The organism is Nocardia sp. NPDC005746, from assembly GCF_040630785.1.
GTDB lineage: Bacteria > Actinomycetota > Actinomycetes > Mycobacteriales > Mycobacteriaceae > Nocardia.
This window is the reverse complement of sequence record NZ_JBEXYE010000001.1, coordinates 119,405-145,389: the sequence shown is the minus strand read 5'-3', so window position 1 is coordinate 145,389 and position 25,985 is coordinate 119,405. Positions and strand designations below refer to the sequence as shown.

Below are 25,985 nucleotides of genomic sequence, written 5' to 3'. Positions count from 1 at the left end.
CTTCCTTTCTCAGCGAGCGGTGGACACGTAAGGCAGCAGAGCGACCTCACGCGAGTTCTTCACGGCGACAGCGATATCGCGCTGGTGCTGGACGCAGTTGCCCGTCACCCGGCGCGCGCGGATCTTGCCACGGTCGGACACGTACTTGCGCAGCAGCGCGGTGTCCTTGTAGTCGATCTTCGCGCCGGCCGTGTTGTTCTTCTTGCCGGCCTTGTCTTCCTTGCAGAAGGTGCAAGCCTTCTTCTTCAGCACCTTTTCGCGTGCCGGTGCTTTGGCCATGGTCTTTCAACTCCGTAATTTTGGGAATCCCGCCGAAGCGGATTCCGGGGAAAGCCGTTGTCTAGAACGGCGGTTCGTCGTCCATGGGCCCGCCCCCGAAGGAGCCGGCCGCGGGGGCGCTGCCCCACGGGTCGTCGCCGGCGCTCTGGCCGCCACGACCCCCACCACTGCCACCACCGGAGAAGCCGCCGCCGCCTTGCTGGCCGCCGCCGCCCTGTCCGCCACCGCCGAAGCCGCCGCCACCACCGCCACGGGTGGTCTTGTTGACTTTCGCGGTCGCGTACCGCAGGGAGGGACCCACCTCGTCGACTTCGAGTTCGACGACCGTGCGCTTCTCACCCTCGCGGGTTTCGTAGGAGCGCTGCTTCAGTCGTCCGCTCACGATCACTCGCGAGCCACGGGTCAGGCTCTCGGCAACGTTCTCCGCAGCTTCACGCCAGATGTTGCAGCGCAAGAAAAGCGCTTCGCCGTCTTTCCATTCATTGGTATTACGGTCGAACACACGGGGAGTCGACGCGACCGTGAAGTTCGCGACGGCCGCTCCCGCGGGCGTGAATCGAAGCTCGGGGTCAGCCGTCAAATTGCCGATGACGGTGATGACCGTGTCGCCCTGGGCCATGGTTCCTCCTGCTTTCCGGTGCAGTCCGCAATGCGCTCGCGTTCACCGGTCAGCCTAGAGATTGGCACCGACGGTTACGAGCGACGTCGCGGGAGGACTGGTCTTACTTCTTGTCGAGGCGCAGCACCTTGGTGCGCAGCACCGACTCGTTCAGGCCCAGCTGGCGATCGAGTTCGCTGACGGTCTCGGACTTGGCGGTCAGGGTGACGACCGCGTAGATGCCCTCGGCCTGCTTGGCGATCTCGTAGGCGAGACGACGGCGACCCCAGATGTCGACGTTGTCGACCTTGCCGCCCTCGGACCCGACAACACCCAACATGTTGTTCAGGTTCGGGCCGACGGTGCGCTCATCCATCGCTGGATCGAGAATAACCATCACTTCATAATGACGCACGGACCTCATCACCTCCTGTGGACTGTGAACGGCCCACGGACTGTCCGTGGGCAGGAGGGTTCGTTGCGTCAGCAACCCGACAAGGCTACATGAGCGGCCGCGATGAACGGAAAAGGGGTCCGGACGGCGTTCACGGCGCCGGATCCGGGGTAGATAACCAAGGCGTGGCCTGCGAAATCGGGCCCGTCCAGATTTTGAACAGGCGAACACGCCGACCAGCCACCTAGGGTGATGCCCATGCCGAATCGACCCGTCGTCAGCGTTGCAGCCGCTCCCCGCCGTGGCGATGCGCGCGGGTCGATGATCGCGGTCGTCTCGACGCTGGTGTGCGGGCTCACCTTGCTGATCGCGTTCGTGAACAAGGCGCGCTGCGCGGTCGGCCCGTACGACGAATCCGGGCGCAGCGCGCTCTTCGACGTGATCAAGGATTCGGACGTCTGTTATTCCGACATCCAGTACTTGTGGCTGGGTCGCGGCATCGATCACCACGTCTTTCCTTATATAACCGGCGGCATCACCCCGGACGGTCAGCTGACCGGCGGCGCGGTGGAGTATCCGGTGCTCAGCGGCCTGTTCATGTGGATCGGCGGAATCGGCGCGCACACCGACGCGGCCTTCCTGTGGCATTCGGCGCTGCTGCTGGCCCCGTTCGCTGTGTTGACCGCGTATCTGCTGGCCCGTATGGCCGGTCCGGCGGCATTGTTGTGGGCGGCCGCACCGCCGTTGGTGCTCTACGCCTTTCACAATTGGGAACTGCCGGTGGTCGCGACCGCGGTCGCCGCGTTCTACGTGATGACGACGCTGACCCGGTATTCCCTGCGGGATCGCGCGATCGCCGCGGCGGTGTTCCTGGCGATCGGCTTCTGTTTCAAGTTGTATCCGGGCATCTTCGTGCTGCCGTTGCTGATCTACGTGCTGCTCGGTGAACATCCCTTGCGGGAGAAACGATTCGATGTGCGCGGCGCGCTGATGGTGGCCGCGACCGCGATCGGCACGGTGGTCGCGATCAATCTGCCGTTCGCGCTCGCGGGTTACGACGGCTGGCGCGCGTCGATCACCTTCCAGCAATTGCGGCAGGCCGATATCACCACGAATTCCATCTGGTACTGGGGATTGCGCCCGCTGTTCGGTCCGTCGCAGGATTCGGAATCGGCCTTCCAGCACGTGGTGTCGGTGCTCTCGCCGACGCTGGTGGTGGCGTCGTTCGTGCTGGCCTGCTGGCTGGGGGTGCGCCGGTATCGGCTGGCCGGGGTGTATCCGTGGATCGGGGTCAGCGGCGCCATGCTGTGTGGATTCCTGTTGTTCCACAAGGTGCATTCGCCGCAGTACACGCTGTGGCTGATCCCGTTCCTGGTGCTGTTGCGGGTGCCGTGGAGCCTGGTGATCGCGTATCTGCTGGCGGATCTGTGTATCGGCGTCGGCGTCTTCCGCTACTTCTACGAGCTCGGGTCGGGTCACCCGTACGAGGTGGAGCAGTACCTGGTGCAGATCGGCGTGTGGGGCCGGGCGGTGCTGCTGCTGGTGTTCTTCTTCGTGTTCGTGTCCGCCTCGGAGCGGTCACCCTTCCGTATCGGCGTTCCGGGCGCGGAAAGCCTTGCCCTTGGCTCGGTTTCCGCAGACCGCCATATCGCACCACCGGCGCGAACCGCCGCGTGAGGTGTCCAGGTAGAGGCGGGTGCAGGCGTCTCGCCCGCATTCCTTGAGCCGTTCGCGTTCCGGGCCGCCGAGTAGTTCGACGGCCGAGCGGGCGATGGCGGTGAGCGCGGATTCGATGGTCCCGCCGCGGGTGACCGAACCGTCCGCGCGCAGCGTGAGTTCGGGCAGGCCGGCGTGCGCGTGCCGGTTGAGCAGCGTGCGGTCGGCGTCGGCGAGGGGTTCGCCGTGCAGGGTGGCCTGCATGAGCCGCCAGGCCGCCTCGCGTAGCGCGAGCGCGGGTTCGAGGGCGTCCGCGCAGTCGGGCGCGGTGTCGAGGATTCCGGCCGCGACGGTCCATTCGCCCAGCTCTTCGGCGCTGGTGAGGCGTTCGATGAAGGTGGTACGCCGTTCCTGCGCCGTGCCGATGAAGTTCAGCGCGAGATTGCCGCTGACGAACAGGTGCGGGTCGGCGAACGATGACATGTCCCGATCATAACCCCCTTGACAGGTTATGTGGCGCGGTGCGACGGTGATAACCACCTGAACGGGTTAGTGCTTGGAGGGATCATGGAGAACCGGCTCTTGGACGTCGCGGGCCCACCGGCCCTGATCCTCATGTGGAGCAGCGCCTTCATCGCCGGGATCATCGGCGTCGGCGCGGCCCCGCCGATGCTGGTGCTCTTCGCCCGCTTCGGCATCGCGGGCGCGCTGCTCATCGTGTTCGCGCTGCTGACCCGTGCGGTCTGGCCGCGCGGCCGGGTGCTCGCGCACACCCTGGTGGCGGGCCTGCTCATGCAGATGGTCCAGTTCGGCGCCTTCTACACCGCCATGCACGAGCACGTCACCGCCGCGGTGATCTCCCTGGTCCAGGGCCTGAGCCCGGTGGTGATCGCGGTATTCGCCGGGGCCCTGGGCGAATCCGTGAGCGCGCGGCAGTGGCTGGGCTTCGGCGTGGGCGGGGTGGGCGTCGGCCTCGCGGTGCTGGATCAGCCGGCCTTCTCGCTGCCGGGGCTGCTGCTGTGCGTGGTCGGGCTGCTCGGGCTGAGCCTGGGCACCGTGTACCAGAAGCGCTTCACCCCGGCGCTCGATCCGCGCACGGGCACCGCCCTCCATGTAGCGGTGAGCGCGCCCTTCGCGGGTGTGATGGCCTGGGCCGGTGGGGAATTCCACGTCGCCGACCCGACCCGCTTCGCGGGTTCCATGGTGTGGATGGTGCTGGTGAACTCCATGGGCGCGTTCCTGCTGTTGAACACCATGCTGCAGCGCTGGGACACCACCCGGGTCGGCCGCTTCTTCTTCGCGATTCCGGCCGTCACCGCGGTGATGGCCTGGCTGGTGATCGATCAGCCGTTGCGGCCCTTGACGATCGCGGGCCTGGGTGTCGGACTGCTCGGCCTGGTCCTGGCGTCGCGGCGGGCGCCGGCCGCACCCGCCACCGGACGATCGGGCATCGCCCTGCGACAGCCCGTGCGGGCCTGACGGTTCCGGATACCCGGGCACGGCAGACTGGACGCATGCTGCACCTGCGGATCCTGGCCCCCGCCACCCTGACCGACCCGGTACTCGAGGTGCTCGACGACGACGCGGTGACGGGCCTGGTGGTCCTGCGCGGCGCGGCGGTGCGCCCGGCCGGCGACCTGATCACCGCGCAGCTCGCTCGCGAGGCCGCCAATGACGTCATCCAGCGCCTGCGCGACCTGCGGGTGCATCAGGAGGGCAGCATCGAGGTCGAGCAGGTCGGAACCTGGCTGTCGCGCAGCGGTTTCGAGGCGGAGGTGCGCACCCCGGGCAGCAGTTCGGATTCGGTGGTGTGGGCGCAGGTGGCGCAGCGGGCCTACGACGAATCCGAATTGAACTGGACCTACCTGAGCTTCCTGACGCTGGCCATCGTGATCGCGAGCATCGCCATCGTCACCGACTCCCAGATCCTCACCGTCGGAGCCATGGTGCTGGGTCCGGAGTTCGGCCCGATCGCGGCGCTGGGGGTCGCCCTGGTCCGGCGGCGTTTCGTGCTCCTGCGACTGGCCCTGCGCACCTTGGTGTTCGGCTTCGTGGCCGCCATCGGCGTCACCATCGTGCTGGCGCTGCTCGCGCGGGCGCTGGGCTGGATCACCGAGGCGCAGGTGACCGGGCCGCGCCCGGCCACGGCGTTCATCTACACGCCGGACAAGTGGTCGTTCATCGTCGCGGTGGTCGCGGGCGCGGCCGGGGTGTTGTCCATCACCTCGGCGAAATCTCTCGGCCTGGCAGGGGTTTTCATCTCGGTGACCACCGTCCCCGCGGCGGGCAATATCGCGCTCGGTGTGGCCGTCGCCGACGGCGCGACGGTCTGGGGCAGTGTCGCGCAGTTGCTGGTGAACATCGTGGGCATGGCGGTGGCGGGATGGCTGACCCTGTGGCTGCAGCAGGCGCTGTGGTCGCGGGTGTCGGTGCGGCGTGCCAAACATCTGGCCGTCCCGCGCCGCATGGTGTGACCCCCGGTGTGAACAGAAAAGCCCGCCGTCCGGAATCGGACGGCGGGCTTCGTGTTTCGTGTGCGGGTCAGCTCAGGCTGGGCGACTTCTCCAGTTCGGGTTCCGCATCGTCGGCTTCCGCTTCCTCGCGCCGGTTGCGAATGATGCTGGTGATGAACGCCGCGCCGATGAACGCCACGCCGACCAGACCGCTGATCACCTCGTTGACGTGCACGCCGATGGTGATGAGCAGGATGACCGCCAGGGCGCCGATGGCCCAGAACGCGCCGTGCTCGAGGTACACGTACTCCGAGAGGGTGCCCTTGCGCACCAGGTACACGGTGATCGAGCGGACGAACATGGCGCCGATCAGGCCGAGGCCCAGGGCGATCAGGATCGGGTCGGAGGTGATGGCGAACGCGCCGATCACGCCGTCGAAGGAGAACGAGGCGTCGAGCACTTCCAGGTACAGGAACAGGAAGAACGCCGCCTTGCCGGTGGCCTTCACGACCTCCGAGGGTCCGCCTTCGCCCGTGTGTTCCTCGGTGTGGAAGAGCGATCCGAGTCCGTCGACCACGATGTAGGTGACGGTGCCGAGGATGCCGGCCAGCAGCACGGTGCCGCGGTCGTCGTCATGGGCGATGAACTCCGCCGCGATGACGATGCCCGCCAGGGTGAGCACCACCGCGAGCATGTCCAGCTTGCCGAGCTTGGCCAGCGGGCGTTCGATCCAGCCCAGCCAGGTGACCTCGTGCTCCTCGAGGATGAAGTTGAAGAACAGCAGCAGCAGGAACGCGCCGCCGAAGGCCGCGATCTGCGGGTGCGCGTCGGTGAGCAGCTTCTCGTAGGAGGCGCTGCCGTCGGGGAAGGTGAGCGCGCCGTCGGCGGGCGGGTTCATGGCCAGGTCGAACGCGCGAACGGGGCTGAGCCCGGCCGTGATCCACACGATGGCCAGCGGGAACACCAGGCGCATACCGAACACGGCGATGACCACGCCGATGGTCAGGAAGATGCGCTGCCAGAACTCGCTCATCCGCTGCAGGATGCTGGCGTTGATGACCGCGTTGTCGAAGGATAGGGACACCTCGAGGATGCCCAGGATGGCGCACAGCACCAGGGCCGTGGGTCCGCCGTACACCAGCGCCGCGATCAGCGACAGTACGGTGACGATGATGGAGAGGCCGAATATTCGCACCGCAGTGGGCCTTTCGTTGTGCCGGGGTCGGGTGACATGCCGGTCGAGCGGACACACGAAGAGGGCTCGTGCGACCGAGCCCTCGACGTGTCGCCGTGTGTTCTATTGAGACGCTGGTACTTCGCGTCGGTCGCGAGCTGGTCGCGTCAGACGTTGACGCCGAAGTCCCGGGCGATGCCCGAGAGGCCCGAGGCGTAGCCCTGGCCGACGGCCCGGAACTTCCACTCACCATTGTTGCGGTAGAGCTCACCGAACACCATGGCGGTTTCGGTGGACGCGTCCTCGGACAGGTCGTAGCGGGCCAGCTCGGTTCCGTTGGCGCGGTCCACGACCCGGATGTAGGCGTTGCGGACCTGGCCGAAGCTCTGGCCGCGCGAGTCGGCGTCGTAGATCGAGACCGGGAAGAAGATGGACTCCACGGCCGGCGGGGTGTTGGCCAGGTCGATGTTGATGACCTCGTCGTCGCCCTCGCCCTCACCGGTGAGGTTGTCGCCGGCGTGCACGATGGTGCCTTCCGGGGACTGCAGGTTGTTGAAGAACACGAAGTGCTTGTCCGACAGCGCCTTCTTGTCGCCGCCGGTCGCGATGGCGCTGGCGTCCAGGTCGAAGTCGGTGCCGGTGGTGGTGCGCACGTCCCAGCCCAGGCCGACCGCGACCTGGGTCAGGTTCGGCGCCTGCTTGGTCAGTGAAACGTTACCGCCCTTGGACAAACTGACACCCATTGCGGGGATCCTTCCGTTGTTTAGCGTTCGAAGCGTTTCTTGTCTAACGGCTTCGCCCACTGTCCAGGTTCCGCCGTCGTCGACAGTAATGGTTTCCCCAAGCCATGGGTAGGAATGGGTCAAGAACATTGTGCGACGACAGCCTGTCACAGGACAGGGTCACACACTCCATCGCCGCGGTCGCGGCAATCGTCAACGCGTGGCCGAGATGTTCGCCGACGCACGGTCGCCGTGATCGTCCAGGGTTGCCTACGATCGTGGCGTGGCAGGCCGTCGAAGCGGATGGTTCCGGGCACCCCGGAACAACGAATGGGTGCAACAGGCCCGGTCGATGCTGACGGCGGCCTTCCTCGATATGGATCGGCGGCAGAGCATCGCCGAGGCCGCCGTCGCCGCGTCCGCCGCGCTGTTCCCCGAACGTGGCGCGGCCGCGCGCTGGGAACCGGTGCGTGCCCGCTGCTACGACGCGTCCGGCGCCTACCTCGCCCTCGATGAGCGCCTCGAGCAGGTCGAACGCGAGGGCACGGGGGTGATTCCGCAGCCCGAGATCGACGGCGTGGTCCGTCGGCTCACCGACGCCGCGCGGGCGGTCGACGACTTCTACCGCGGGGATCAGGCCCACCTCGAGCACGCGGTCGCGGTGTTCGGCTCGGTGCCGCAACTGGTCTCGCAGACCCGCGCCGACGCGCAGCGGGTCCGGCAGCAGGCCGACGCCTCCCCGTACGCCGCCTACCCCTCGGTCCGGCAATGCGCGGCGGCTCTGGATGAGGCGCTGCTCACACTCGAGGCCGCCGCGATCGGCGGCGCCGGGGGCCCCGCCCGCGACGCCGCGACCCGGCTCGAGTCCCGCACCCGGGAGTTGTCCAGCGCCCTGGAAGCCGCTCCCGGCAAACAGCATTCGGCCACCACGGCGCTGGCATCGGCGGCCACCCGGCTCGACGCCGCCCGTAATCGTCTGGACCGCGTCGCCCCGGCCATGTCCGCGCTGCTGCGGGAATTCGCGGCTGCGTCATCGAACGATTTGGCCAACAATGAGCGACAAGCCCGGGAGGCCGTCGAGGCCGCCGACGCGGACCTGGCCCGCGCCCGGGCCGCCCTGGCCGCCCACGACCCGGAGGACGCGCTCGACCTGACCACCACCGCCCGCGCCCGCCTCGCCGCCGCCGAGGAGAGCGCCGAGGCCGTCACCGACCGGCTCGCCCAGCTACGCGCGGTCCGGGAGCAACCCGCCGAGCGCGCCAAAGCCGTTCGCTTCAAACTGCGCGACGCGCAGATGCTGGCGGTCAACAAGGGCGTCGTCCCGCAATGGGGTTCGGTGCTCGACGCCCAGGCCGAACGCCTGGACCGGGCCACCGCGGGCCTGACCGGGCGCCATCCCGACTATTGGGCGTACGTGTCCGAACTCGACGCGATCACCGCGTTCGTCGCCGGAGTCGTCGAACGCATGCGAAATACCGACAGATAGAACGACAGTCACCAGGAGGACGTCCGCGACGATGACCGCGATGATCACCAGCGACTCGGACGTCGCACCGGTCTCCTTGCGGAAGCGCTTCCCGCTGCGGCATTTCCGGCAGGTGCCGGGCCCGGAGCTGCGGCGGCTGTTCCACCGCCTGCCCGAGGCCTTCGGCGGTTCCCGCGATCGCGACCTGCTGGCCATGGCGCTGGGCGCGACCCTGTACGTGCCCGCCACCCGCGCCGACCTCACCGCCACCATCCTGCGCCGCGCCGAACGCGGCGTCTGCTCGATGGTCATCGACCTCGAGGACGCGGTCGCCGACCACGCCGTCGAGTACGGGAAGTGGCAGGCCGCCGCCACCCTCGACGAACTGGCGGCCAGCGGCGAGGCCTACCCGCTGCTGTTCGTGCGGGTACGCGACCCGCAGAGCATCGGCGAGATCGCCGCACGACTCGGGGCGGGCGCGACGGCGCTCACCGGATTCGTGCTGCCCAAGTTCGACAGCGCCTGCGCCGCCGACTACCTGCACGCGCTGGAACTCGCCTCGGAACGGCTGGGCCGCACCGTCCTCGGTATGCCGGTGCTGGAATCTCCCGCGCTGGTACACCGCGAGACCCGCGATCGGGAACTCGGGCGCATCGGTGAGCTGCTCACCGCGCACCGCGACCGCATCCTCGCCGTCCGCATCGGGGCCACGGACATGTGCTCCACCTTCGGGATTCGCCGCGACCGCGACCTCACCATCTACGACGTGCGCGTGGTCGCCGACGTCATCGCCGACATCGTCAACTATCTGGGCCGCGCCGACGGCACCGGATTCACCATCACCGGACCGGTCTGGGAGTACTTCGCCGACCACACCCGTATGTTCCGGCCGCTGCTGCGCACCGCGCCCTTCGCCGAGGTGGACGCCGTCCCGTTCCGGCAGTCGCTGGTCAGCCGCGACATGGACGGGCTGCTGCGGGAGATCACCCTGGACCGCGCCAACGGCATCCAGGGCAAGACCGTCATCCACCCCACCCACGTCGCGGTCGTACACGCGCTGTCCATCGTGACCCACGAGGAATACGCCGACGCCGCCGACATTCTCAGCACCGGCGCGGGCGGGGTCGCCGCCTCCGAATACCGCAACAAGATGAACGAGATGCGCCCGCACCGCAGCTGGGCCCACCAGATCATGCTGCGCGCCCGGGTCTTCGGCGTCGCCAACAAAGGAGTCTCCTTCGTGGACCTGCTCAAGGCCCTGGTCGAATCGTGACCGCCGACCCCGCCCTACCCTCGGCCACCCGCGAACTCCCCTGGGCCACCAGGGAACTCGGCCTCACCCTGCACCACACCGGCACCCGCCTGCCCGGTCCGGACTGGCGCGTGGAGACGCTCGTCGAACCCGGGCTGCGCCGCAATCCGCGCCGCGCCCACCTGCTGGTCTCGACGGTGCTCGGCAAGCATCTGCCCACCGACCCGCACCGGGTGCTCGAGGCGGGCGACCGGCTCGGCGACCTGGTGCTCGACGTACTCGCCGCGTCCGGCGACCGGCCCGGCAGCGCGGTCGTGCTCGGCTTCGCCGAAACCGCGACCGGACTCGGCCACACCGTGGCGGCCCGCATCGGCGCCCGCTGCTACCTGCACTCCACCCGCCGCGACGTGCCGACCGCCGACACCCTCGCGGGCTTCGAGGAGGGCCACTCGCACGCCACCTCCCACCTGCTGCAACCCATGCCCGCCGCGGTCTTCCACAACGACCTGCCCATGGTGCTCGTCGACGACGAGATCTCCACCGGCGCAACGGCACTGGACGCCGTCCGCGCCCTGCACACCCTGACCCCGCGCACGCACTACATCCTGGCGTCCCTGGTGGACATGCGGACCGACGCCGACCGCCGCGCCTTCGAGCAGGCGGCCGCCGACCTCGGCGCGCGCATCGACACCGTCTGTCTGGCGGGCGGCAGCACGGTGCTGCCCGCGGACCTGATCGACGCGGTCGCCGCACTGCCCGAACCCGTGCTGAACCCGGTCGCCGAACTCCGGGGCGCCTGCACCCGGGTCGAGATCCCCTGGCCCCACGATGTTCCCGAGGGCGGTCGCCACGGCTTCCTCGACTCGGACACCGAACCCTTCGAGGCGGCGCTCGCCCGCGCCACCAAGGCCCTCTCCGCCGAACTGGCCGAACCGCGGCCGGTCATCGTCATCGCCCACGAGGAACTCATGTACCTGCCGCTGCGCATCGCGGCGGGGTTGGCGGACAACGGGATTCCCGCCCGCTATCAGACGACGACGCGTTCACCGGCCTATGTTCTCGACGAGCCGGGGTACCCGCTGCGCCGCGGATTCCGCTTCACCGCGCCCGAGACCGGCGAGGACGCTCCGCGATATCTGTACAACGCCCGGTGGCCGGGCGAGGATCGGGCGGCGGTCGATCCGATCCTGCTGGTCGTCGTCGATACTCCGGCGGACACCGAACGGCTCACGGCCGCGGGCGGACTCGTCGACGTGCTCACCGCGTCGGGTTCCGATGTGCTGCTGGCCGTGCTGACCGAATCGGACCCGCGCGCGCTCGCCGCGACGCGTTCGGCGCCGCCGGAACCGTTGTACGGGCCGGAATTCGGGTCGTACGCGCGCGACGAGGTGGCGTGGCTGCTCACCGATCTGTCCGGCGTCGCCCTGGAAGCCGATGTCGCCGAACGCGAGCGGCGGATCCAATCGGGGGCGGCGCACTACGCGGAGTCGCTGCCGGTGGAATATCAGCCGGATGCCGAGTATCGGGAGCTGTTCGACCGGGTGCTCGAGCAGAGCGCCGAGCGGCTGGCGCTGGCGGTGGCGACCGTCGCGGAGCTGGTGGTCGCCGAGCGCGGGGACGACATCGTGCTGGCGTCCCTGGCGCGGGCCGGGACGCCCGTCGGGGTGCTCATGCGCCGGTGGCTGGGCGGCCGGGGAATCGAGGTGCCGCACTACGCGGTGTCGATCGTGCGGGATCGCGGAATCGACGCGGCCGCACTGGATCACCTCGCGCGCAACCACGATCCGGCGCGGGTGGTGTTCGTGGACGGCTGGACCGGCAAGGGCGCCATCACCCGCGAACTCGACGCGGCGCTGGCGGCGTATCACGCGGCGGGCGGGGCCCGGTTCGACCCGGACCTGGCGGTACTGGCCGATCCGGGCGGCTGCGCGCGGACCTTCGGCACGCGCGACGACTTCCTGATCGCCTCCGCGTGCTTGAATTCGACCGTGTCGGGGCTGATTTCGCGCACGGTACTCAATGACCGGCTGCTCGCACCCGGACAATTCCACGGCGCCAAGTTCTACCGCGACCTCGCGGGCGAGGACCAGTCCAACCGCCTGCTGGACGCCGTGAGCGGCTGCTTCGACCGGGTGCGCCCGCAGGTGGACGCGCGGGTGCGCGAGCTGCTGACCGCCGACCGGACCCCCACCTGGGCCGGCTGGGCCTCGGTGGAGCGGGTGCGGGCCGAGTACGGGATCTCGAGCGTCAACTTCGTGAAACCCGGTGTGGGAGAGACCACCCGGGTGCTGCTGCGGCGGGTGCCGTGGCGGGTGCTGGTACGCGAACCCGACGCGGGCGAGCACGCGCACATCCGGCTGCTCGCCGCGGCGCGCGGCGTGCCGGTCGAAGTCGTGCCGGATTTGGCGTACGCCTGTATGGGCTTGATCAAGGAAGTGAAGGGGTAGCGGGTGCAGCAGCGCGAGGTGATGGTGGCGACCGATCTCGATCGGACGCTGATCTATACGCGAGCGGCCTTCGGGAACGCGAACCCCGGCAAGGTGTGCGTGGAAGAGTATGAGGGACAGCCGCTCTCGTACATGACGGTGACGGCGGCCGAACGGCTCGAGATCCTGGCCGAGACCTCGGCGGTGGTACCGGTCACCACCCGCACCATCGAACAGTTCCAGCGCATCCGCCTGCCCGGCGGGCCGTGGCCCTACGCCGTCACCAGCAATGGCGGCAGCATCCTGCGCAACGGCCTGCCGGACCGGCGCTGGCGTTCCGCCCTCGACGCCCGGGTGCGCGCCGAATGCGCCACCCTCGTCGAGGTGCGCGCGGAACTGCGGGCCCGCGTGGACGAATCGTTCGCGCTGCGACTGCGCGAGGCCGACGACCTGTTCTGCTACCTGGTCGTGGACCAGGACCGGCTGCCCGCCGGATTCCTCGCCGACTGGGATGCCTGGTGCCGCCCGCGCGGCTGGTCGGCCTCGCAGCAGGGCCGCAAGATCTATGCCATGCCGACCCCGGTGTGCAAAAGCCATGCGGTGCGCGAGGTTCGACACCGCATGCTCGACTCGGGTGAACTGCGCGCCGGGTCGCCGCTGCTGGCCGCGGGCGACGGCTCGCTCGACGCGGAGATGCTGATCACCGCCGACGCCGCCATCCGGCCCCGCCACGGTGAGCTGGAACAGCGGAACTGGACTCATCCCCGGGTGGCGATCACCGCGGCGTCCGGTATCCGGGCATCCGAGGAGATCGTCGACTTCTTCCTGGGCGCGGCGGTACCGCGCTAGGCGTCAATTCACGGTCAGGGCACGAACTTTCGCGACGGCCAGGGCCGCATCGGGACCGGTCGCGCGCACTTCCAGCCGATGACCGGGAAGTACGCCGAGGGTGAGGACGCTGGTCAGGCTGTCGCCGCGCACCGGTCCGATGCCGGTGGTGTCATTGCGGAGTTCGACGTGTGCGTCGAAATCCCGCAGGGCCGAGACCAACTCGGCAGCGGGGCGGGCATGCAATCCGTGCCGACCGGTCACCTCGAATATCTCGATGACGGCAGAGTTATCCACAGGTGCACTACCTGTGGATAGATGTGGATCGGTCGCGCCCCCGGTTCCACGGATGAACCGAGCTGCGACCGCTTCGCGGTGAGCGCGCCCTCGGCCTCGCGGGCGACGGTCTCCAGATCAGCGCCCCCACCCGCCACGGCCAGCGCCACCACCAGACCCTCGACCAGCGGTGCCGCGGAGAGACGCACCCGCACTGGGGATTCGAGCAGATCGAGCGCCGTCTCGGCGGACAGCACGGCGCTCCCCAGATCCATCAACACCAGCACGCCGTCCCCGGAATCGGCCTCCCGGACCGCGTCGGCGACCGCGACCGCGTCGGTGCCGAACTCCGCCGCGGACAGGCCCGCCGCGATCCGCACCGCCACACCCTGATCGGGCAGCAGCCCGGCGGCCAGCGCCACCGCGGCCTCGGCCAGCGCCCGGCTGTGCGAGACCACCACCAGTCCGATCATCGCAATGCCCGCCGCGCCGCCCGGACCAGCAGGGCGGCACTGGTCGCGCCCGGATCCTGGTGTCCCGCACTGCGTTCACCCAGATACGACGCCCTGCCCTTGCGCGCCACCAGCGGCGTCGTGGCATCCCGGCCGCCCTGCGCCGCAGCGACCGCGGCATCCAGGGCCACCTCGGCCGAGGCGCCACCCGCGACTTCCCTGTCCAAGGCATCGGCGGCGGGAGCGAGGGCATCCACCATGGTCTTGTCCCCGAGCTCGGCTTTTCCGCGCGCGATGACACCGTCCAGGCCCGTCCGGAACGCCCGCGCGAAATCGACCATGTCCGAACCGCTGTCGATGGAGCCGGCGAAGCGCAGGAAGAACGTGCCGAACAGCGCCCCGCCGGCGCCGCCGATGGTGCGGATCAGCACGAGCGCGGTCTGCTTCATGGTGTCGGCCGGTGACGACGAATCATCCAGTGCCGCAACGGCCGCTGTCATACCCCGCCGCATATTCGTCCCGTGATCGGCATCACCGATGGCGGCGTCCAGTGCGGTCAACTCCGTGGCGTGTTCGTCCACCAGCGCCGCGAATCCGCGCACCCACGCGGACACGTCGACCGCCGCCATCAGATGCCCCACCGCAGCGCCGGAGTCCGCACCGGCGCGTCCCACAGCGCCGTCAGCTCCTCGTCCAGGCGAGTCACGGTGACCGAGCAGCCCGCCATGTCGAGTGACGTGATGTACGGTCCCACCAGCGAGCGCTCGACGCGGATCCCCCGCCCGCGCAGGATCCGCGACACCTCGTCGAACATCAGGTACAGCTCGATGAGCGGCGTCCCGCCCATGCCGTTGACGAAGCACAGCGCCCGATCCCCCGCCGCGAACGGCAGATCCGCGAGAATCGGCTCCAGCAGCATCCCCGCCACATCGCGGGCCGAGGCCAGCGGCACCCGCTCCCGGCCGGGCTCGCCATGGATGCCGATGCCGATCTCCATCTCGGCGTCGCCCAGCTCGAAAGTGGGGTGCCCGACGGCGGGGACGGTGCAGGAGGTCAGCGCCATCCCCATGCTGCGCGAGCACGCGTTCACCACCTCCGCGACACGCACCACCTCGTCGAGCGGCCGGCCCTGTTCGGCGGCCGCGCCCGCCATCTTCTCCAGGATCACCGTCGCCCCGACGCCGCGCCGTCCGGCGGTGTAGGTGCTGTCCTGCACCGCCACATCGTCGTTCACCACGACCGCGCGGACCTCCGCACCGGATTCGGCGGCGGCCAGTTCGGCGGCCATCTCGAAATTCATCACGTCGCCGGTGTAGTTCTTCACGATGTGCAGCACGCCCGCCCCGGAGTCCACGGCCGCGGTGGCGGCCTGGATCTGATCGGGCACCGGGGAAGTGAAGATCTCGCCGGGACAGGCCGCGTCCAGCATGCCGAGGCCGACGAAGCCGCCGTGCAGAGGTTCGTGTCCGGAGCCGCCGCCCGAGACCAGGCCGACCTTGCCCGGGCGCGGTGCGTCGGCGCGCACCACGATGCGTCGTTCGGTGTCCACCCGCAGTTCCGGATGCGCCGCGGCCATCCCGGCCAGGGCGGCGTCCACCACATCGGCCGGATCGTTGATGAGCTTCTTCACCGAAATCTCCCGTCGGAAGGCCGGTTCGGGTCCCTGCGAGTCAGACTCGCACCGCCGGTGCGGCGGCGATGTGGTTTCGGGCTTTTGCGACGGGATGCGGGCTAAGCCAGCGGTTGCGCGGGTTCCTCGAGGGTGCGGGCCAGCTCGATATCGGTGACCAGCTGCACCATCAGATCCCGCAGTTCACCGTCGGGCAGATGGTCGGCGGCGAATTCGAACGGCTCGGAGACATCCAGGCCGCCCTGGGTGGCGGCCAGGATCACCCACGGAATCCCCACCTCGGCCACGCCGAGCCGTTCCCGGATCAGATCGGTGGTGTCCTCCACCAGGGCGGTGCGCGCGGCCACCGCGGCCGTCATCTGCTCGTCCAACTCGATCCGGCGGCGCTCCAGCAGACCCGCGTCCGCTGTGGCCTCCTGTTCCGGGGTGGTGCGGACCGAACCGTCGTCGTAGACCTGGAAGCCCTCGTTCACGCAGAGGGTGCCCAGCGACACCTCGGCCTCGGCCAGCTCCGGCAGGGTGCGCAGGCAGTCCAGCACCGCGTCCAGCGCCGCCACCAGGCGGTCCCGAATATCGCGGCGGCGCACCAGCTCCCGATCGGCGTCCTCGCGCTCGGAGAGCACCTGCTCGACCGCGCGCCCGATCTGGAATGCCATGGCCGTGGACTCCGGGGCCCAGCCGCCGCGCGGCGTGACCTCGCCCTCCTTGGGCGTGATGGTGTCCAGGAAGGCGTTCACCGCGTCGAGCAGGTCGCGCAGCTGGTCGCGGGACACGGCCGGGTGCCGGAAGGCGCGTAGGTACTGTTCGTGCGCTTCCGCGGGTTCCACCTCACCGTCGCTCACGGTGCCGATACTGCCACGCGTTCCCGGCATACTCGGCCACCACGCCTCCGGCCCGTGTCGCCACATTCTCGTAGAGTGGCAGCGACCGCACCGTCAAGCGAAGGGTCGATCGTGTCCGCAGTTTTGGTGAAGGGCCAGAACGGTCCGCTGAGTGTCCACGAACTGGTGATCAGCGTGGAGGTGGCCGCACCGGCCGACCTGTCCGCGCTACTCGTCACCCCGGCGGGCACGGTGCGCACCGACGCCGATTTCGTGTTCTTCAACCAGCCCTCCGGGCCGGGGGTGACACTGCGCCCCGGCGCGCCGGGCACGCCCGCCGTGCTGGCGGTGTCGCTGGACGCGATTCCCGCTGATATCGAACAGCTTCGGGCCGTCATCACCCTCGACGACGCCAACGGCAGTTTCGGGCAACTGTCCGCGCCCGTGGCCCGGGTCTCCGACGCCGCCGGAAACTCGCTGTACGAGTACCGGATCGAGGGCCTGAGCACCGAATCCATCGTCATCGCACTGGAGTTGTACCGCCGCCAGGGCAGCTGGAAGGCCCGCGCGGTCGGGCAGGGGTACGCGGGCGGCTTCGCCGCGCTGGTCACCGACCACGGCGTGCGCGTCGACGACACGCCGCAGCCCGCGCCCGTGTCCGCACCCGCTCCTGAGCAGTTCGCCCCGGCCACGGGCGGATATCCGCCCCCGCCCGCGCAATTCGAGCCCACGGGCGGTTACCCGCCGCCCCCCGCGCCGACCGGCGGCTTCCCGCCGCCACCGCCTCCGCCGCCGCCCGCGCCGCAGGCCGATCGCGATCTGCCCACCGGCCACGTCGTCAGCCTGGTCAAGGGCCAGCGCATCAACCTGCGCAAAGAGGGCGGCGCCGCACTGAGTTACGTGAAGATGGGTCTGGGCTGGGACCCGGTCAAGCGCGGCGGCATCTTCGGCAACAAGGCCGTGGACGTGGACCTGGACGCCTCGGTGGTGATGTTCGCCGGACACGGCCCGGTCGACGTCGTGTACTACGGCAGCCTCACCTCCAAGGACGGGTCGATCCGCCATCAGGGCGACAACCTGACCGGTGAGGGCGAGGGCGACGACGAGGAGATCAGCGTCGACCTGTCGCGCATCTCGCCGTCGGTCACCACCCTGCTGTTCATCGTGACCTCCTACAAGGGCCACACCTTCGAACAGCTCGCCAATGCCTACTGCCGTCTGGTGGACAGCGCCACCAATGCCGAGATGGCACGCTTCACCCTCGCCGGCGGCATGCCGTTCACCGGCATGGCCATGGGCAAGATGTTCCGCCCGGCTCCCGGCGGGGACTGGAAGTTTCAGGCCCTCGGTGAGGGTTTCCAGGCCAAGCACCCGGGCGAGGCCGTTCCGCAGCTGGCCCGCTTCCTCTGAGGCGGTGAGCGGGTCCCGGCCCTGAGCGTCGGCTCAGGGCACGGGTTCCGGCCGGCGCGGCCACAGCCAGGACGGCAGCCACGGATGCTGAGGATCCGGGGCGCGGTCGAGCACACCGCCGCCCGGATCGTCGGCGCCGTCGCGGCGCACCGGATCCTCGGCGGGACGGTAGATCTGGCGGATCACCAGGACGCACAACGCGATCACCGCCAGATCGCGCACCACCACGGTGCCGGTGAACCACTGCTCGGGCAGGCCCTTGTGATCCGGGCCCAGGTAGTAGTACATGCGCGGCACCCACACCAGGGCGTCGATCGTCATCCAGGCCAACAGGATCCGCCGGTGCGGCAGCGCCAGCACGGCCAGCGGCACCAGCCAGATCGAATACTGCGGGCTCCACACCTTGTTGGTCAGCAGGAACGCCGCCACCACCAGGAAGGCCAGCTGCGCCAGCCGTGGCCGCCGCGCAGCGGTCAGGCCGATCCAGCCGATGCCCGCGCACGCCGCGATGAACAGCAGCAGCGACACCGTGTTCAGCACGGTCGGCACATCCTGTGAGCCGAGCACCCCGTCGAATCCGGCCCAGCCGGTGAACGAGGTGATCACGTTGTAGATCGAATCCGGGTCCGCGTGCCGTTCGGTGTTGAGCCGGAAGAACTCCCACCAGCCGTTCGGGTACAGCGCCGCGATCGGCGCGTTCACCGCCAGCCAGGTGATCGCCGCCGACGCCACCGCGGCACCCGCGGCCCGCATCGGCGTCAGGCCGCCGAAGGCCGCGTCGTCCTCATCGTGCCGTTCGGCGCGGACGCACAGGATCAGGATCGGTCCCAGGAGCAGCAGCGGATACAGCTTCGCCGCCCCGCCCAAGCCCAGCAGGATGCCCGCCAGCACCGGACGGCGGCGGCCCCAGGCCAGCAGGCCGCCCGCCGCGAAAGCCGTTGCCAGCAAATCGAAGTTGGTGAACGCGTGCACCGCCACCAGCGGTGACAGCGCCACCAGCGCGGCATCCCAGATCCGCCGCCCGGCCGATCGCGCGGTCGCCCAGATGGTCACCAGCCAGGCCAGCGCCAGGCCGATCGCCACCACATTGAAGTAGATGACCACCTCGAGCGCGCCGCTGCCCGGCAGCGGAGAGACCTTCCACGCCTTGGCGATTCCCATGGAGATGTACTGGTACATCCCGGACAGCACCGGGTACTCCATGTAGCGGACCTGAGGCTTGCCGTCGCTGAACTCGACCCACTGCTTCTTGTACGGGAAGGCGCCCTCGTTGAGATGCTCGGCGCCGTACAGCGGCACCGTGTCCGAGTAGCACATGGCCAGGTACTGGCGGCCGTTGTTCCAGTCCAGGCCCATGACTCCCGAGGAGTCCGGCCGCTGCTGGATGCAGGCCGCCTTGCCGAACCAGCCGAACGCGAGGAACAGCACCGCGAACGCCATCAGCACCCGCATCGGGGTCCAGAAGCGGACCCGGCCGATCACCGCGTGGTCGCCGACCGGGCCGCCGAGCGGATCGCACAGCTGCGCGGTCAGCGTGTCGGTGCGACTCGGCTTGTCCCGGTCGTCGGCCGATCGCAGATCGGCCGCCAGCGGCGCCGGCGACTCGTAGCCGACCGGTGTATCACGCTGCGCACGAGCCTGTTCCACTCCTGCTGCCTCCCCCGGCTCCGGCGCCGCGCCGGCCGGGCCGCTCGCGGCGGCCGACCGGTGCGCCAGTTGCTGCTCGATCACGCCAGCAGGCTACCGATTCGGCCGCCCATTGCCGTTGCCGGTACCGCCACCGCTGTTCGGAGCCGTGGTCGTGGCGCCCCCGTCCGCGGGCGCGACCGGTTGCCCGGACATCGGACCCGTGCCGCCGCCCTGCTGTTCCTGGGTGGGTTCGGGCTGGGTCTGCTGCCGCTGGTTCTGCGGATTCGGCGCCAGGCCCGGCACCGGGATGGAGAACCCGGGCAGACCCGGGATCGGCATCTGGCTGGTGGTGACGACCGGGGGCAGCGGCGCCTCGGTGGTCGAGGGCGCGGTGTACGGGGCCGACCAGGACGGCACACCACCCTGCGAGCTACCGATATTGCCCGGCTTCGGGAAGGACTCGTTCGTCGTGCCCTTGAGGGCGCCGTCCATGGTCGACTTCCAGATGTCGGACGGCAGGCCCGAACCGTAGATCATGCCGCCATTGACGTTGCGCAGCTTCTCGTTTCCGGCGGCCGTGCCGATCCACACCGCGGTGGACAGCGACGGCGTGTAGCCGACCATCCAGGCGTCCTTGTTCTCGATGGTGTCGCCCAGCTGGGCGGTACCGGTCTTGGACGCGGACTGGCGGTCACCCGCGAGCTGATGCTTGTTCGAGTACTGCGCGATCGGCTTCATCGCGTCGGTCACGTTGTCGGCCACCGCCGCAGAGATCTTGCGCTCACCGGCCACGTCGCCGCGATCCATCAGCACGGTGCCGTCGGAGGCGACCACCTTGGTCACGAAGTGCGGCGCGTGGTATATGCCCGACGCGGCCAGCGTGGCGTACGCCGAGGCCATGTCCAGCACGCGAACGTTGTACTGGCCCAGCACGATACCGTTGTTCGGCGACGAGCCGTCCGGCTCCACCAGCGTCTTGCCGATGCCGTCGACGTTCGCGGGGATGCCGAGCCGGTGCGCCATGTCGGCGATCTTCTGCGGGCCGTTGCCCGGCATGTCCAGCATCATCCGGTAGAAGCTGGTGTTGTAGGACCGCTTGGTGGCCTCGGCGATGGTGCACATGCCGCAGTTCTCGTCGGCGACATTGTGGATCTCGATGCCGTTGACCTTGAACGGCGAGGAGCTGTCGTACATGGTCGAGAGCGGCTTGCCCAGTTCCAGGTTCTCGGCCAGGCCGAACACCTTGAACGAGGAGCCCGGCTGCAGACCGGCATTGGCGAAGTCGAAGCCCTGGCCGTCGGAACCGCCGTAGTAGGCGCGCACCGCACCGGTCTTGGGATCCACCGACACCACCGCGGCCTTCAGCTTCTCCGGCTCGCCGTCCATCACCTTGTTCACCGCGTTGACGGCGGCGTCCTGGGCCTTCTGATCGATCGTGGTGGTGATCTGCAGGCCCTGGGTGTTCAGGTCGTGCTCGGAGATGCCCGCGGCTTCCAGCTCCTTGAGCACCTGGGTCTTGATCAGGCCCTCCGGGCCCGCGTCCAGGGTCTTGTCGTGCTGTGCCTCGGCGGCCGAGATCACCGCCGGGTACTGCATGTTCGCGCGGTCCGCGGCGGGCAGGTTGCCGCCGTCGACCATGCCGTCCAGCACGTACTTCCAGCGGGTCTGCGCGCCCTGCGGGTTCTTCTCCGGATCCAGGTTCGACGGCTGCTGAATGGTGGCCGCCAGGACCGCGCCCTCGGCCACGCTCAGATCCTGCACCGGCTTGTTGAAGTACGCCTTGGCCGCCGCGTCGATGCCGTACGCGCCGCGGCCGAAGTAGATGGTGTTCAGGTAGGCGGCCAGGATCTGGTCCTTGGACCACTGCTTGGCCATCTTGGCCGAGATCACCAGCTCACGCAGCTTTCGGGTGAGCGAGTGCTCGTTGCCGACCATCGCGTTCTTCACGTACTGCTGCGTGATCGTCGAACCACCACCGGCGCTCGAATTGCCGGTCAGCTGACCGACGAACGCGCGGCCGAAGCCCTGGATCGAGAAGCCCGGGTTGGTGTAGAACGACCGGTCCTCGGCCGCGATGACCGCGTTGCGGACGTGCGGCGGGATCTGATCGATCGTCACATCGGTCCGGTTGCCCTCGGGCGGAATGATCTTCGCCAGCACCGAATTGCCGTCGGCCAGGTAGATGGTGGCCACCTGGTTGTTCTTCAGGTCGCCGGGCTGCGGCACGTTGACCGTCGAATAGGCGTACAGGAAGACCGTGCTGCCCAGGCCGAGCACCAGCGCCATGCCCACGTAGATGGTCCGGCGGATGATCCGCCAGATGGAGGTCTTGCGGGGGGCGCCCTTGCCGCCGCCCTTGCCGCCTCCGGAACCGTTGCCGCCCGGCCGCCGCGGCGGCGGGCCGGGAGGGGTGCCGCCCTGGGGACGCCGGGTGGCGGGCTGGCCACCGGTCGGCGGCCGGTTGCCCTCGGCCGGGCGGGTCCGCGTCGCCGCGCCCGCGCCCGCCGCGGCGCCCGCGCGCATCCCGCGATCGGCGACCCGCTGGGGGCGGTCCGAGGCGGCCGTCCGGGAGACGTGATTCGGAACCGCCTGTCGCGCGCCGGTGTTCACGCGTTGATCGGCGGCGGGGTTGGGAAGCTTGCGGGTCGCATCCGGATTGCCGGGTCTGGGCGGCGACCCGGGCGGTCCGGGCCGACGGGCCGGCTGTCCGCCCTGCGGCGCGCCCCCGCGCTGCGGCTGGCCGTTCGGTCCGCGCGGCGGCATCCCGCCGGGACCACCGCCGTTGCCGCGCTGCGGGCCACCGGGCCCCATGGGCTGACGCGCCCCGGGCGGCGGCCCCGCGGGCCGTCCCCCCTGGGCCGGCGGCGGGTAACCACCGGGGCCGGGTTGCGAACCGCCACGGGGGCGGCCGCCGTGCGGTCCGTCGTCATAGGGCGATGTCACAGCCTGGCTCTCCAATTACTTCTCGATACGGTCCGGGTCCCCGGGCAGGGCTCGATGCGGTCACTGTCGGTGTACCGCGGCGGGCATGCGTGCCCGCGGATCAGCAGTCGACGTGGCCTCTCACTCGGCGGCCGTACGACGGGTGCCGGCGCGGCGTCGGCCCGTCGGCGCCGGGGCTAGGCCCAGCACATAGGACTGCACCAGATGGTTCCAACTGCAGGTCCGGCACACCTCGACCACATGCACCGAGAACTCCTCCCGAGTCTCGGCCAACCGGACCAGTTCCTCCGGCGCGCGAGCGGAGCCCGCGACGGCGCCCAAGCCGTCGCCGTAGACCCACGAGACGAGTGTCAACTGCTCTTTCCTGCAGATAGGGCACGTGACCTCGCTTCCCCGCCCGTGGAACTTCGCCGCCCGCAGGAGGTACGGATTGGCATCGCACACATCCGCGACGTCCACCCGCCCCGCGTAGACGTCGGCCAGCAGGGACCGGCGCCGGAGCGCATAGTCCACTACCTGCCGCTGTATTCGCACGCGACCCAGAGTACTTGCGGTGGCCCTCGGCCCGCACGCCCCGGACGGACTCTGATCAATTCGCCACACGGCGTAACGCGGGTCGCCACACGCCGGGTCGCGGTGGTTCGGTGCGCCGTTTATATCGGCGCGATATAGTTTGTAACTGCATCCATCGGTTAGGTCTGAACACAACAGTCAGGGGGTGAAGCCCGGTGCTGGAGTTGGCAATCCTCGGGCTGCTCCTCGAGTCGCCGATGCACGGCTACGAGCTGCGCAAGCGGCTCACCGGTCTGCTGGGCCCGTTCCGGGCCTTCTCCTACGGGTCGCTGTATCCGACCCTGCGGCGCATGCAGGCCGACGGCCTCATCGCGGAGGAGAGTCCGCAGGGCCCTGCGACAGCCTCGTGGTCGAGCTCTGCAACGCGCCGTGCGCGGCGTGTCTACAACCTGACTGACCCGGGACGGGAGCGGTTCGCCGAACTGCTCGCCGACACCGGACCCCAGAACTACACCGACGACGGCTTCGGCGTTCATCTGGCCTTCTTCGGCCGCACCCCCGCGGAAGCGCGGATGCGAATCCTGGAGGGGCGGCGGAGGCAGGTCGAGGAGCGCCGAGAAGGACTGCGGGAAGCGATAAAGCGAGCCAGTGGGCAACTGGACCGCTATACCCGCCAGCTCCATCAACTCGGTCTCGAATCAAGCGAGCGCGAAGTGCGCTGGCTCAACGAGTTGATTGCTGCGGAGCAATCGACGAAGGCGGCACCACAGAAAGAGGGAAATATCGGCCATGAGTGAGATCAACACCGAAGTTCGGGTGGCCATCGTCGGCGTGGGTAACTGCGCATCTTCCCTGGTTCAGGGCGTGCAGTACTACAAGGACGCCGACGAGAATTCGACCGTCCCCGGACTCATGCACGTGAAGTTCGGTCCGTACCACGTCCGTGATGTGAAGTTCGTCGCCGCGTTCGACGTCGACGCCAAGAAGGTCGGTTTCGACCTGTCCGACGCGATCTTCGCCAGCGAGAACAACACCATCAAGATCTCCGACGTGCCGCCGTCGGGTCTGACCGTGCAGCGTGGACCGACGCTGGACGGCATCGGCAAGTACTACGCGCAGACCATCGAGCTGTCCGAGGCCGAGCCGGTCGACGTCGTCCAGGCGTTGAAGGATGCCAAGGTCGACGTCCTCGTCTCCTACCTCCCGGTCGGTTCGGAAGAGGCCGACAAGTTCTACGCGCAGTGCGCCATCGACGCGGGCGTGGCCTTCGTCAACGCGCTGCCGGTGTTCATCGCCTCCGACCCGGTCTGGGCCCAGAAGTTCACCGACGCCGGCGTGCCGATCGTCGGCGACGACATCAAGTCCCAGGTCGGCGCGACCATCACCCACCGCGTGATGGCCAAGCTGTTCGAGGACCGCGGCGTCGTGCTGGACCGCACCTACCAGCTCAACGTCGGCGGCAACATGGACTTCAAGAACATGCTCGAGCGTGAGCGCCTGGAGTCGAAGAAGGTCTCCAAGACCCAGGCCGTGACCTCCAACCTCGAGGGCCCGCTCTCGGGCAAGGTGTACGACCGCAACGTGCACATCGGCCCGTCGGACTACGTCGAGTGGCTCGACGACCGCAAGTGGGCCTACGTCCGGCTCGAGGGTCGCGCCTTCGGTGACGTGCCGCTGAACCTGGAGTACAAGCTCGAGGTGTGGGACTCGCCGAACTCGGCCGGCATCATCATCGACGCCGTCCGCGCCGCCAAGATCGCCAAGGATCGCGGCATCGGCGGACCCGTCCTCCCGGCCTCGGCCTACCTGATGAAGTCGCCGCCCAAGCAGCTGGCCGACGACGTGGCCCGCGCCCAGCTCGAGGCCTTCATCATCGACGCCGAATAACTCGCACCGCTCTCGGGGGCCGCACCTCCGAACCCTCGATGGGAGACGTGGGGGCTCCGCCCCGACGCACCGAACACGAAGGGCGGCATCGCAATCGCGATGCCGCCCTTTATCGGTTTTTCGACGTCAGTCGAGGGAGACGTAGACCTCGACGGATGTGGGACCGGTGTATCGCTCGATCTCCGCGGCGTGGGAGCGGGTGATGGTGCCCGCGTTCTCGGCCTTGGCGACCTGGGCCCAGGCGGTGCGGAGCAGATCGTAAGGCTTGTCCGAGACAACGAATTTCGCGTAGCGGCCCGAGGGGATGCGGGTCATGACGTCGCCGGTGTCCAGGTCGGGCAGGCCCGAAAGCTGGTATCCGAGAACGGCTACCGCGTGATCGTTCTGGCCGATGTAGGCGGCGACGCGTTCGGCCTTCTTCTCCCGGGCCAGATAGCGGTCCCAGGTGAAGTTCACCAGGTCCAGGTCGCGGGCGGTGACCTCACGGCCCGCCAGAGGGATGGTCAGCCCGCCGACCAGGAATTCCTCCAGGGTGACGATTTCGAAGTCCACTGCTCCCCTACCCCTCCGCGCTCGGATCCAGCGCGACGAAAACCTCCACCGTCCGGTTGTCCGGATAGTGCTCGAAATCCCCGGTGTAGGCGCGCACCAGGCTGCCGGCCGCCTCGAGATCCCAGACCGTCCGCCAGATCGACACGATCACGTCGCCGAGATTGTCGCCGCTGCGAATGAAGCGGGCGAAAACGCCGCCCGGGATACGCGCCAGTACATCGCCGGGCAATAGGTCGTCCGGATTCTTGCATTCGTAGCCGACGATATGGGTCAGATACGAACCGATCTCGGGCGCGTGATCCACGTACGCGGTCGCGGGCGGGCCCGGCAGATCGCGTGCGATCGTTCTTTTCCAGGCCTCCTCGACCTTCGCGCGGCGCGGCCCTTCGACCGCGAGTGCCGGGCTGCGTAGCACCGTTCCGGCTACCAGCGTTTCGTGGCGTTCAACAACATTGAATTCCACCGGCGTCGCCCCTAAGTCTCGTGCTGTCTCCGACCCCACCCTGCTCCCAACCCGCATCCTGCCACCGGCATTCGGAGTCGCTGAATCCGGTAGCGGGTTCCACAATATCCGCGGCCGCGCGCGGATGGAGCGGTAGGCACGAAACATGATCAACAGGACATG

26 protein-coding genes are annotated in these 25,985 nt (G+C 69.0%); 10 read left to right on the top strand and 16 right to left on the bottom strand.

What is annotated here, in order from left to right; genetic code table 11:
- Window positions 1-9 precede the first annotated feature (9 nt).
- The 3 genes from rpsR to rpsF form a co-directional block, all read right to left on the bottom strand.
- The gene (rpsR, locus tag ABZ412_RS00675; RefSeq protein WP_040814320.1) at window positions 10-279 is read right to left on the bottom strand and encodes a 30S ribosomal protein S18; all 270 of its coding nucleotides are present in this window, start codon (window positions 277-279) and stop codon (window positions 10-12) included.
- Between the two features lie 61 nt (window positions 280-340).
- Window positions 341-898, bottom strand: coding sequence for a single-stranded DNA-binding protein (locus ABZ412_RS00670; RefSeq protein WP_120739211.1), 558 nt, complete (start codon window positions 896-898; stop codon window positions 341-343).
- A 103-nt stretch (window positions 899-1,001) separates the two neighbouring features.
- Window positions 1,002-1,292, bottom strand: coding sequence for a 30S ribosomal protein S6 (gene rpsF, locus ABZ412_RS00665; protein ID WP_357274669.1), 291 nt, complete (start codon window positions 1,290-1,292; stop codon window positions 1,002-1,004).
- A gap of 300 nt (window positions 1,293-1,592) precedes the next feature.
- Between rpsF and ABZ412_RS00660 the strand changes: the two genes are divergently transcribed.
- Window positions 1,593-2,948: a hypothetical protein gene (locus tag ABZ412_RS00660; RefSeq protein ID WP_357275882.1), complete on the top strand. Its 1,356-nt coding sequence runs from the start codon at window positions 1,593-1,595 to the stop codon at window positions 2,946-2,948.
- Here the strand turns inward: ABZ412_RS00660 and ABZ412_RS00655 are convergent.
- Window positions 2,850-3,410 carry an ABATE domain-containing protein gene (locus ABZ412_RS00655; protein WP_357274667.1) on the bottom strand — a complete coding sequence of 187 codons (561 nt, stop codon included), beginning with the start codon at window positions 3,408-3,410 and terminating at the stop codon, window positions 2,850-2,852. The two genes, ABZ412_RS00660 and ABZ412_RS00655, sit on opposite strands and share 99 nt — an antisense overlap.
- A gap of 84 nt (window positions 3,411-3,494) precedes the next feature.
- Here ABZ412_RS00655 and ABZ412_RS00650 point away from each other — a divergent pair, with 84 nt between their 5' ends.
- Window positions 3,495-4,406 (top strand): EamA family transporter, encoded by a 912-nt coding sequence (locus tag ABZ412_RS00650; protein WP_357274664.1) that lies wholly within the window; start codon window positions 3,495-3,497, stop codon window positions 4,404-4,406.
- A 35-nt stretch (window positions 4,407-4,441) separates the two neighbouring features.
- Entirely contained in the window at window positions 4,442-5,401 is a 960-nt protein-coding gene (locus tag ABZ412_RS00645; RefSeq protein WP_357274662.1) for a DUF389 domain-containing protein, read from the top strand.
- 67 nt (window positions 5,402-5,468) lie between these two features.
- Here the strand turns inward: ABZ412_RS00645 and ABZ412_RS00640 are convergent, their stop codons facing one another.
- Both ABZ412_RS00640 and ABZ412_RS00635 read right to left on the bottom strand, forming a co-directional pair.
- Window positions 5,469-6,575 (bottom strand): DUF475 domain-containing protein, encoded by a 1,107-nt coding sequence (locus ABZ412_RS00640; protein ID WP_357274660.1) that lies wholly within the window; start codon window positions 6,573-6,575, stop codon window positions 5,469-5,471.
- Window positions 6,576-6,721: 146 nt separating this feature from the next.
- A complete protein-coding gene (locus tag ABZ412_RS00635) occupies window positions 6,722-7,297 on the bottom strand; it encodes a TerD family protein (RefSeq protein WP_357274658.1) in 576 nt (191 codons plus the stop codon).
- A gap of 262 nt (window positions 7,298-7,559) precedes the next feature.
- On the opposite strand from ABZ412_RS00635, the gene ABZ412_RS00630 reads away from it, so the two are divergent.
- Genes ABZ412_RS00630 through ABZ412_RS00615 form a run of 4 tightly spaced genes read left to right on the top strand, consistent with a single transcriptional unit; the run spans window position 7,560 to window position 13,268 of the window.
- Window positions 7,560-8,762 carry a hypothetical protein gene (locus ABZ412_RS00630; RefSeq protein ID WP_357274656.1) on the top strand — a complete coding sequence of 401 codons (1,203 nt, stop codon included), beginning with the start codon at window positions 7,560-7,562 and terminating at the stop codon, window positions 8,760-8,762.
- Between the two features lie 40 nt (window positions 8,763-8,802).
- Entirely contained in the window at window positions 8,803-10,014 is a 1,212-nt protein-coding gene (locus ABZ412_RS00625) for an HpcH/HpaI aldolase/citrate lyase family protein (protein WP_357274654.1), read from the top strand.
- Window positions 10,011-12,440, top strand: a complete 2,430-nt coding sequence (locus tag ABZ412_RS00620) for a phosphoribosyltransferase (RefSeq protein ID WP_357274652.1) — start codon at window positions 10,011-10,013, stop codon at window positions 12,438-12,440. Before ABZ412_RS00625 ends, ABZ412_RS00620 begins: the two co-directional genes overlap by 4 nt.
- A gap of 3 nt (window positions 12,441-12,443) precedes the next feature.
- Window positions 12,444-13,268, top strand: a complete 825-nt coding sequence (locus ABZ412_RS00615) for an HAD family hydrolase (RefSeq protein WP_357274650.1) — start codon at window positions 12,444-12,446, stop codon at window positions 13,266-13,268.
- A gap of 3 nt (window positions 13,269-13,271) precedes the next feature.
- Here the strand turns inward: ABZ412_RS00615 and ABZ412_RS00610 are convergent, their stop codons facing one another.
- The 5 genes from ABZ412_RS00610 to ABZ412_RS00590 all read right to left on the bottom strand — a co-directional run bounded on the left by ABZ412_RS00610 (window position 13,272) and on the right by ABZ412_RS00590 (window position 16,447).
- Complete coding sequence (locus ABZ412_RS00610; RefSeq protein WP_357274648.1) at window positions 13,272-13,511, bottom strand: HPr family phosphocarrier protein; 240 nt, start codon at window positions 13,509-13,511, stop codon at window positions 13,272-13,274.
- Entirely contained in the window at window positions 13,508-13,996 is a 489-nt protein-coding gene (gene dhaM / locus ABZ412_RS00605) for a dihydroxyacetone kinase phosphoryl donor subunit DhaM (protein WP_357274646.1), read from the bottom strand. Before dhaM ends, ABZ412_RS00610 begins: the two co-directional genes overlap by 4 nt.
- A complete protein-coding gene (gene dhaL, locus ABZ412_RS00600) occupies window positions 13,993-14,604 on the bottom strand; it encodes a dihydroxyacetone kinase subunit DhaL (RefSeq protein ID WP_357275880.1) in 612 nt (203 codons plus the stop codon). The genes dhaM and dhaL overlap by 4 nt, the downstream gene beginning before the upstream one ends.
- The gene (gene dhaK, locus ABZ412_RS00595; protein WP_357274644.1) at window positions 14,604-15,605 is read right to left on the bottom strand and encodes a dihydroxyacetone kinase subunit DhaK; all 1,002 of its coding nucleotides are present in this window, start codon (window positions 15,603-15,605) and stop codon (window positions 14,604-14,606) included. The genes dhaL and dhaK overlap by 1 nt, the downstream gene beginning before the upstream one ends.
- Before the next feature lie 101 nt (window positions 15,606-15,706).
- The gene (locus tag ABZ412_RS00590; protein ID WP_357274642.1) at window positions 15,707-16,447 is read right to left on the bottom strand and encodes a hypothetical protein; all 741 of its coding nucleotides are present in this window, start codon (window positions 16,445-16,447) and stop codon (window positions 15,707-15,709) included.
- Between the two features lie 111 nt (window positions 16,448-16,558).
- On the opposite strand from ABZ412_RS00590, the gene ABZ412_RS00585 reads away from it, so the two are divergent.
- Window positions 16,559-17,836, top strand: coding sequence for a TerD family protein (locus ABZ412_RS00585; RefSeq protein WP_357274640.1), 1,278 nt, complete (start codon window positions 16,559-16,561; stop codon window positions 17,834-17,836).
- A gap of 33 nt (window positions 17,837-17,869) precedes the next feature.
- Here ABZ412_RS00585 and ABZ412_RS00580 read toward each other — a convergent pair whose 3' ends face one another.
- The 3 genes from ABZ412_RS00580 to ABZ412_RS00570 form a co-directional block, all read right to left on the bottom strand.
- Window positions 17,870-19,483, bottom strand: a complete 1,614-nt coding sequence (locus ABZ412_RS00580; RefSeq protein WP_357275878.1) for a glycosyltransferase 87 family protein — start codon at window positions 19,481-19,483, stop codon at window positions 17,870-17,872.
- 93 nt (window positions 19,484-19,576) lie between these two features.
- Window positions 19,577-21,751 carry a transglycosylase domain-containing protein gene (locus ABZ412_RS00575; RefSeq protein ID WP_357275876.1) on the bottom strand — a complete coding sequence of 725 codons (2,175 nt, stop codon included), beginning with the start codon at window positions 21,749-21,751 and terminating at the stop codon, window positions 19,577-19,579.
- Between the two features lie 777 nt (window positions 21,752-22,528).
- On the bottom strand, window positions 22,529-22,942 hold the full coding sequence (locus ABZ412_RS00570; RefSeq protein ID WP_357274638.1) for a DUF5318 domain-containing protein: 414 nt from the start codon (window positions 22,940-22,942) through the stop codon (window positions 22,529-22,531).
- A gap of 194 nt (window positions 22,943-23,136) precedes the next feature.
- Here ABZ412_RS00570 and ABZ412_RS00565 point away from each other — a divergent pair, with 194 nt between their 5' ends.
- Together ABZ412_RS00565 and ABZ412_RS00560 are read left to right on the top strand one after the other, a co-directional pair.
- A complete protein-coding gene (locus ABZ412_RS00565) occupies window positions 23,137-23,718 on the top strand; it encodes a PadR family transcriptional regulator (protein WP_357274636.1) in 582 nt (193 codons plus the stop codon).
- Entirely contained in the window at window positions 23,711-24,808 is a 1,098-nt protein-coding gene (locus tag ABZ412_RS00560) for an inositol-3-phosphate synthase (RefSeq protein ID WP_357274634.1), read from the top strand. The genes ABZ412_RS00565 and ABZ412_RS00560 overlap by 8 nt, the downstream gene beginning before the upstream one ends.
- A 126-nt stretch (window positions 24,809-24,934) precedes the next feature.
- Here ABZ412_RS00560 and ABZ412_RS00555 read toward each other — a convergent pair whose 3' ends face one another.
- Both ABZ412_RS00555 and ABZ412_RS00550 read right to left on the bottom strand, forming a co-directional pair.
- Complete coding sequence (locus tag ABZ412_RS00555; protein WP_357274632.1) at window positions 24,935-25,360, bottom strand: GyrI-like domain-containing protein; 426 nt, start codon at window positions 25,358-25,360, stop codon at window positions 24,935-24,937.
- Window positions 25,361-25,367: 7 nt separating this feature from the next.
- The gene (locus ABZ412_RS00550) at window positions 25,368-25,970 is read right to left on the bottom strand and encodes an effector binding domain-containing protein (protein WP_357274630.1); all 603 of its coding nucleotides are present in this window, start codon (window positions 25,968-25,970) and stop codon (window positions 25,368-25,370) included.
- Window positions 25,971-25,985 lie beyond the last annotated feature (15 nt).

Coding starts and splice junctions, on each gene's coding strand:
- ABZ412_RS00550 (WP_357274630.1), bottom strand. CDS start 25,970: ATGTTTCGTGCCTACCGCTCCATCCGCGCGCGGCCGCGGATATTGTGG.
- ABZ412_RS00645 (WP_357274662.1), top strand. CDS start 4,442: ATGCTGCACCTGCGGATCCTGGCCCCCGCCACCCTGACCGACCCGGTA.
- ABZ412_RS00650 (WP_357274664.1), top strand. CDS start 3,495: ATGGAGAACCGGCTCTTGGACGTCGCGGGCCCACCGGCCCTGATCCTC.
- ABZ412_RS00560 (WP_357274634.1), top strand. CDS start 23,711: ATGAGTGAGATCAACACCGAAGTTCGGGTGGCCATCGTCGGCGTGGGT.
- rpsR (WP_040814320.1), bottom strand. CDS start 279: ATGGCCAAAGCACCGGCACGCGAAAAGGTGCTGAAGAAGAAGGCTTGC.
- ABZ412_RS00660 (WP_357275882.1), top strand. CDS start 1,593: ATGATCGCGGTCGTCTCGACGCTGGTGTGCGGGCTCACCTTGCTGATC.
- ABZ412_RS00655 (WP_357274667.1), bottom strand. CDS start 3,410: ATGTCATCGTTCGCCGACCCGCACCTGTTCGTCAGCGGCAATCTCGCG.
- dhaL (WP_357275880.1), bottom strand. CDS start 14,604: ATGGCGGCGGTCGACGTGTCCGCGTGGGTGCGCGGATTCGCGGCGCTG.
- dhaM (WP_357274646.1), bottom strand. CDS start 13,996: ATGATCGGACTGGTGGTGGTCTCGCACAGCCGGGCGCTGGCCGAGGCC.
- ABZ412_RS00625 (WP_357274654.1), top strand. CDS start 8,803: ATGATCACCAGCGACTCGGACGTCGCACCGGTCTCCTTGCGGAAGCGC.
- ABZ412_RS00575 (WP_357275876.1), bottom strand. CDS start 21,751: ATGGCGCTGGTGCTCGGCCTGGGCAGCACGGTCTTCCTGTACGCCTAT.
- ABZ412_RS00670 (WP_120739211.1), bottom strand. CDS start 898: ATGGCCCAGGGCGACACGGTCATCACCGTCATCGGCAATTTGACGGCT.
- ABZ412_RS00635 (WP_357274658.1), bottom strand. CDS start 7,297: ATGGGTGTCAGTTTGTCCAAGGGCGGTAACGTTTCACTGACCAAGCAG.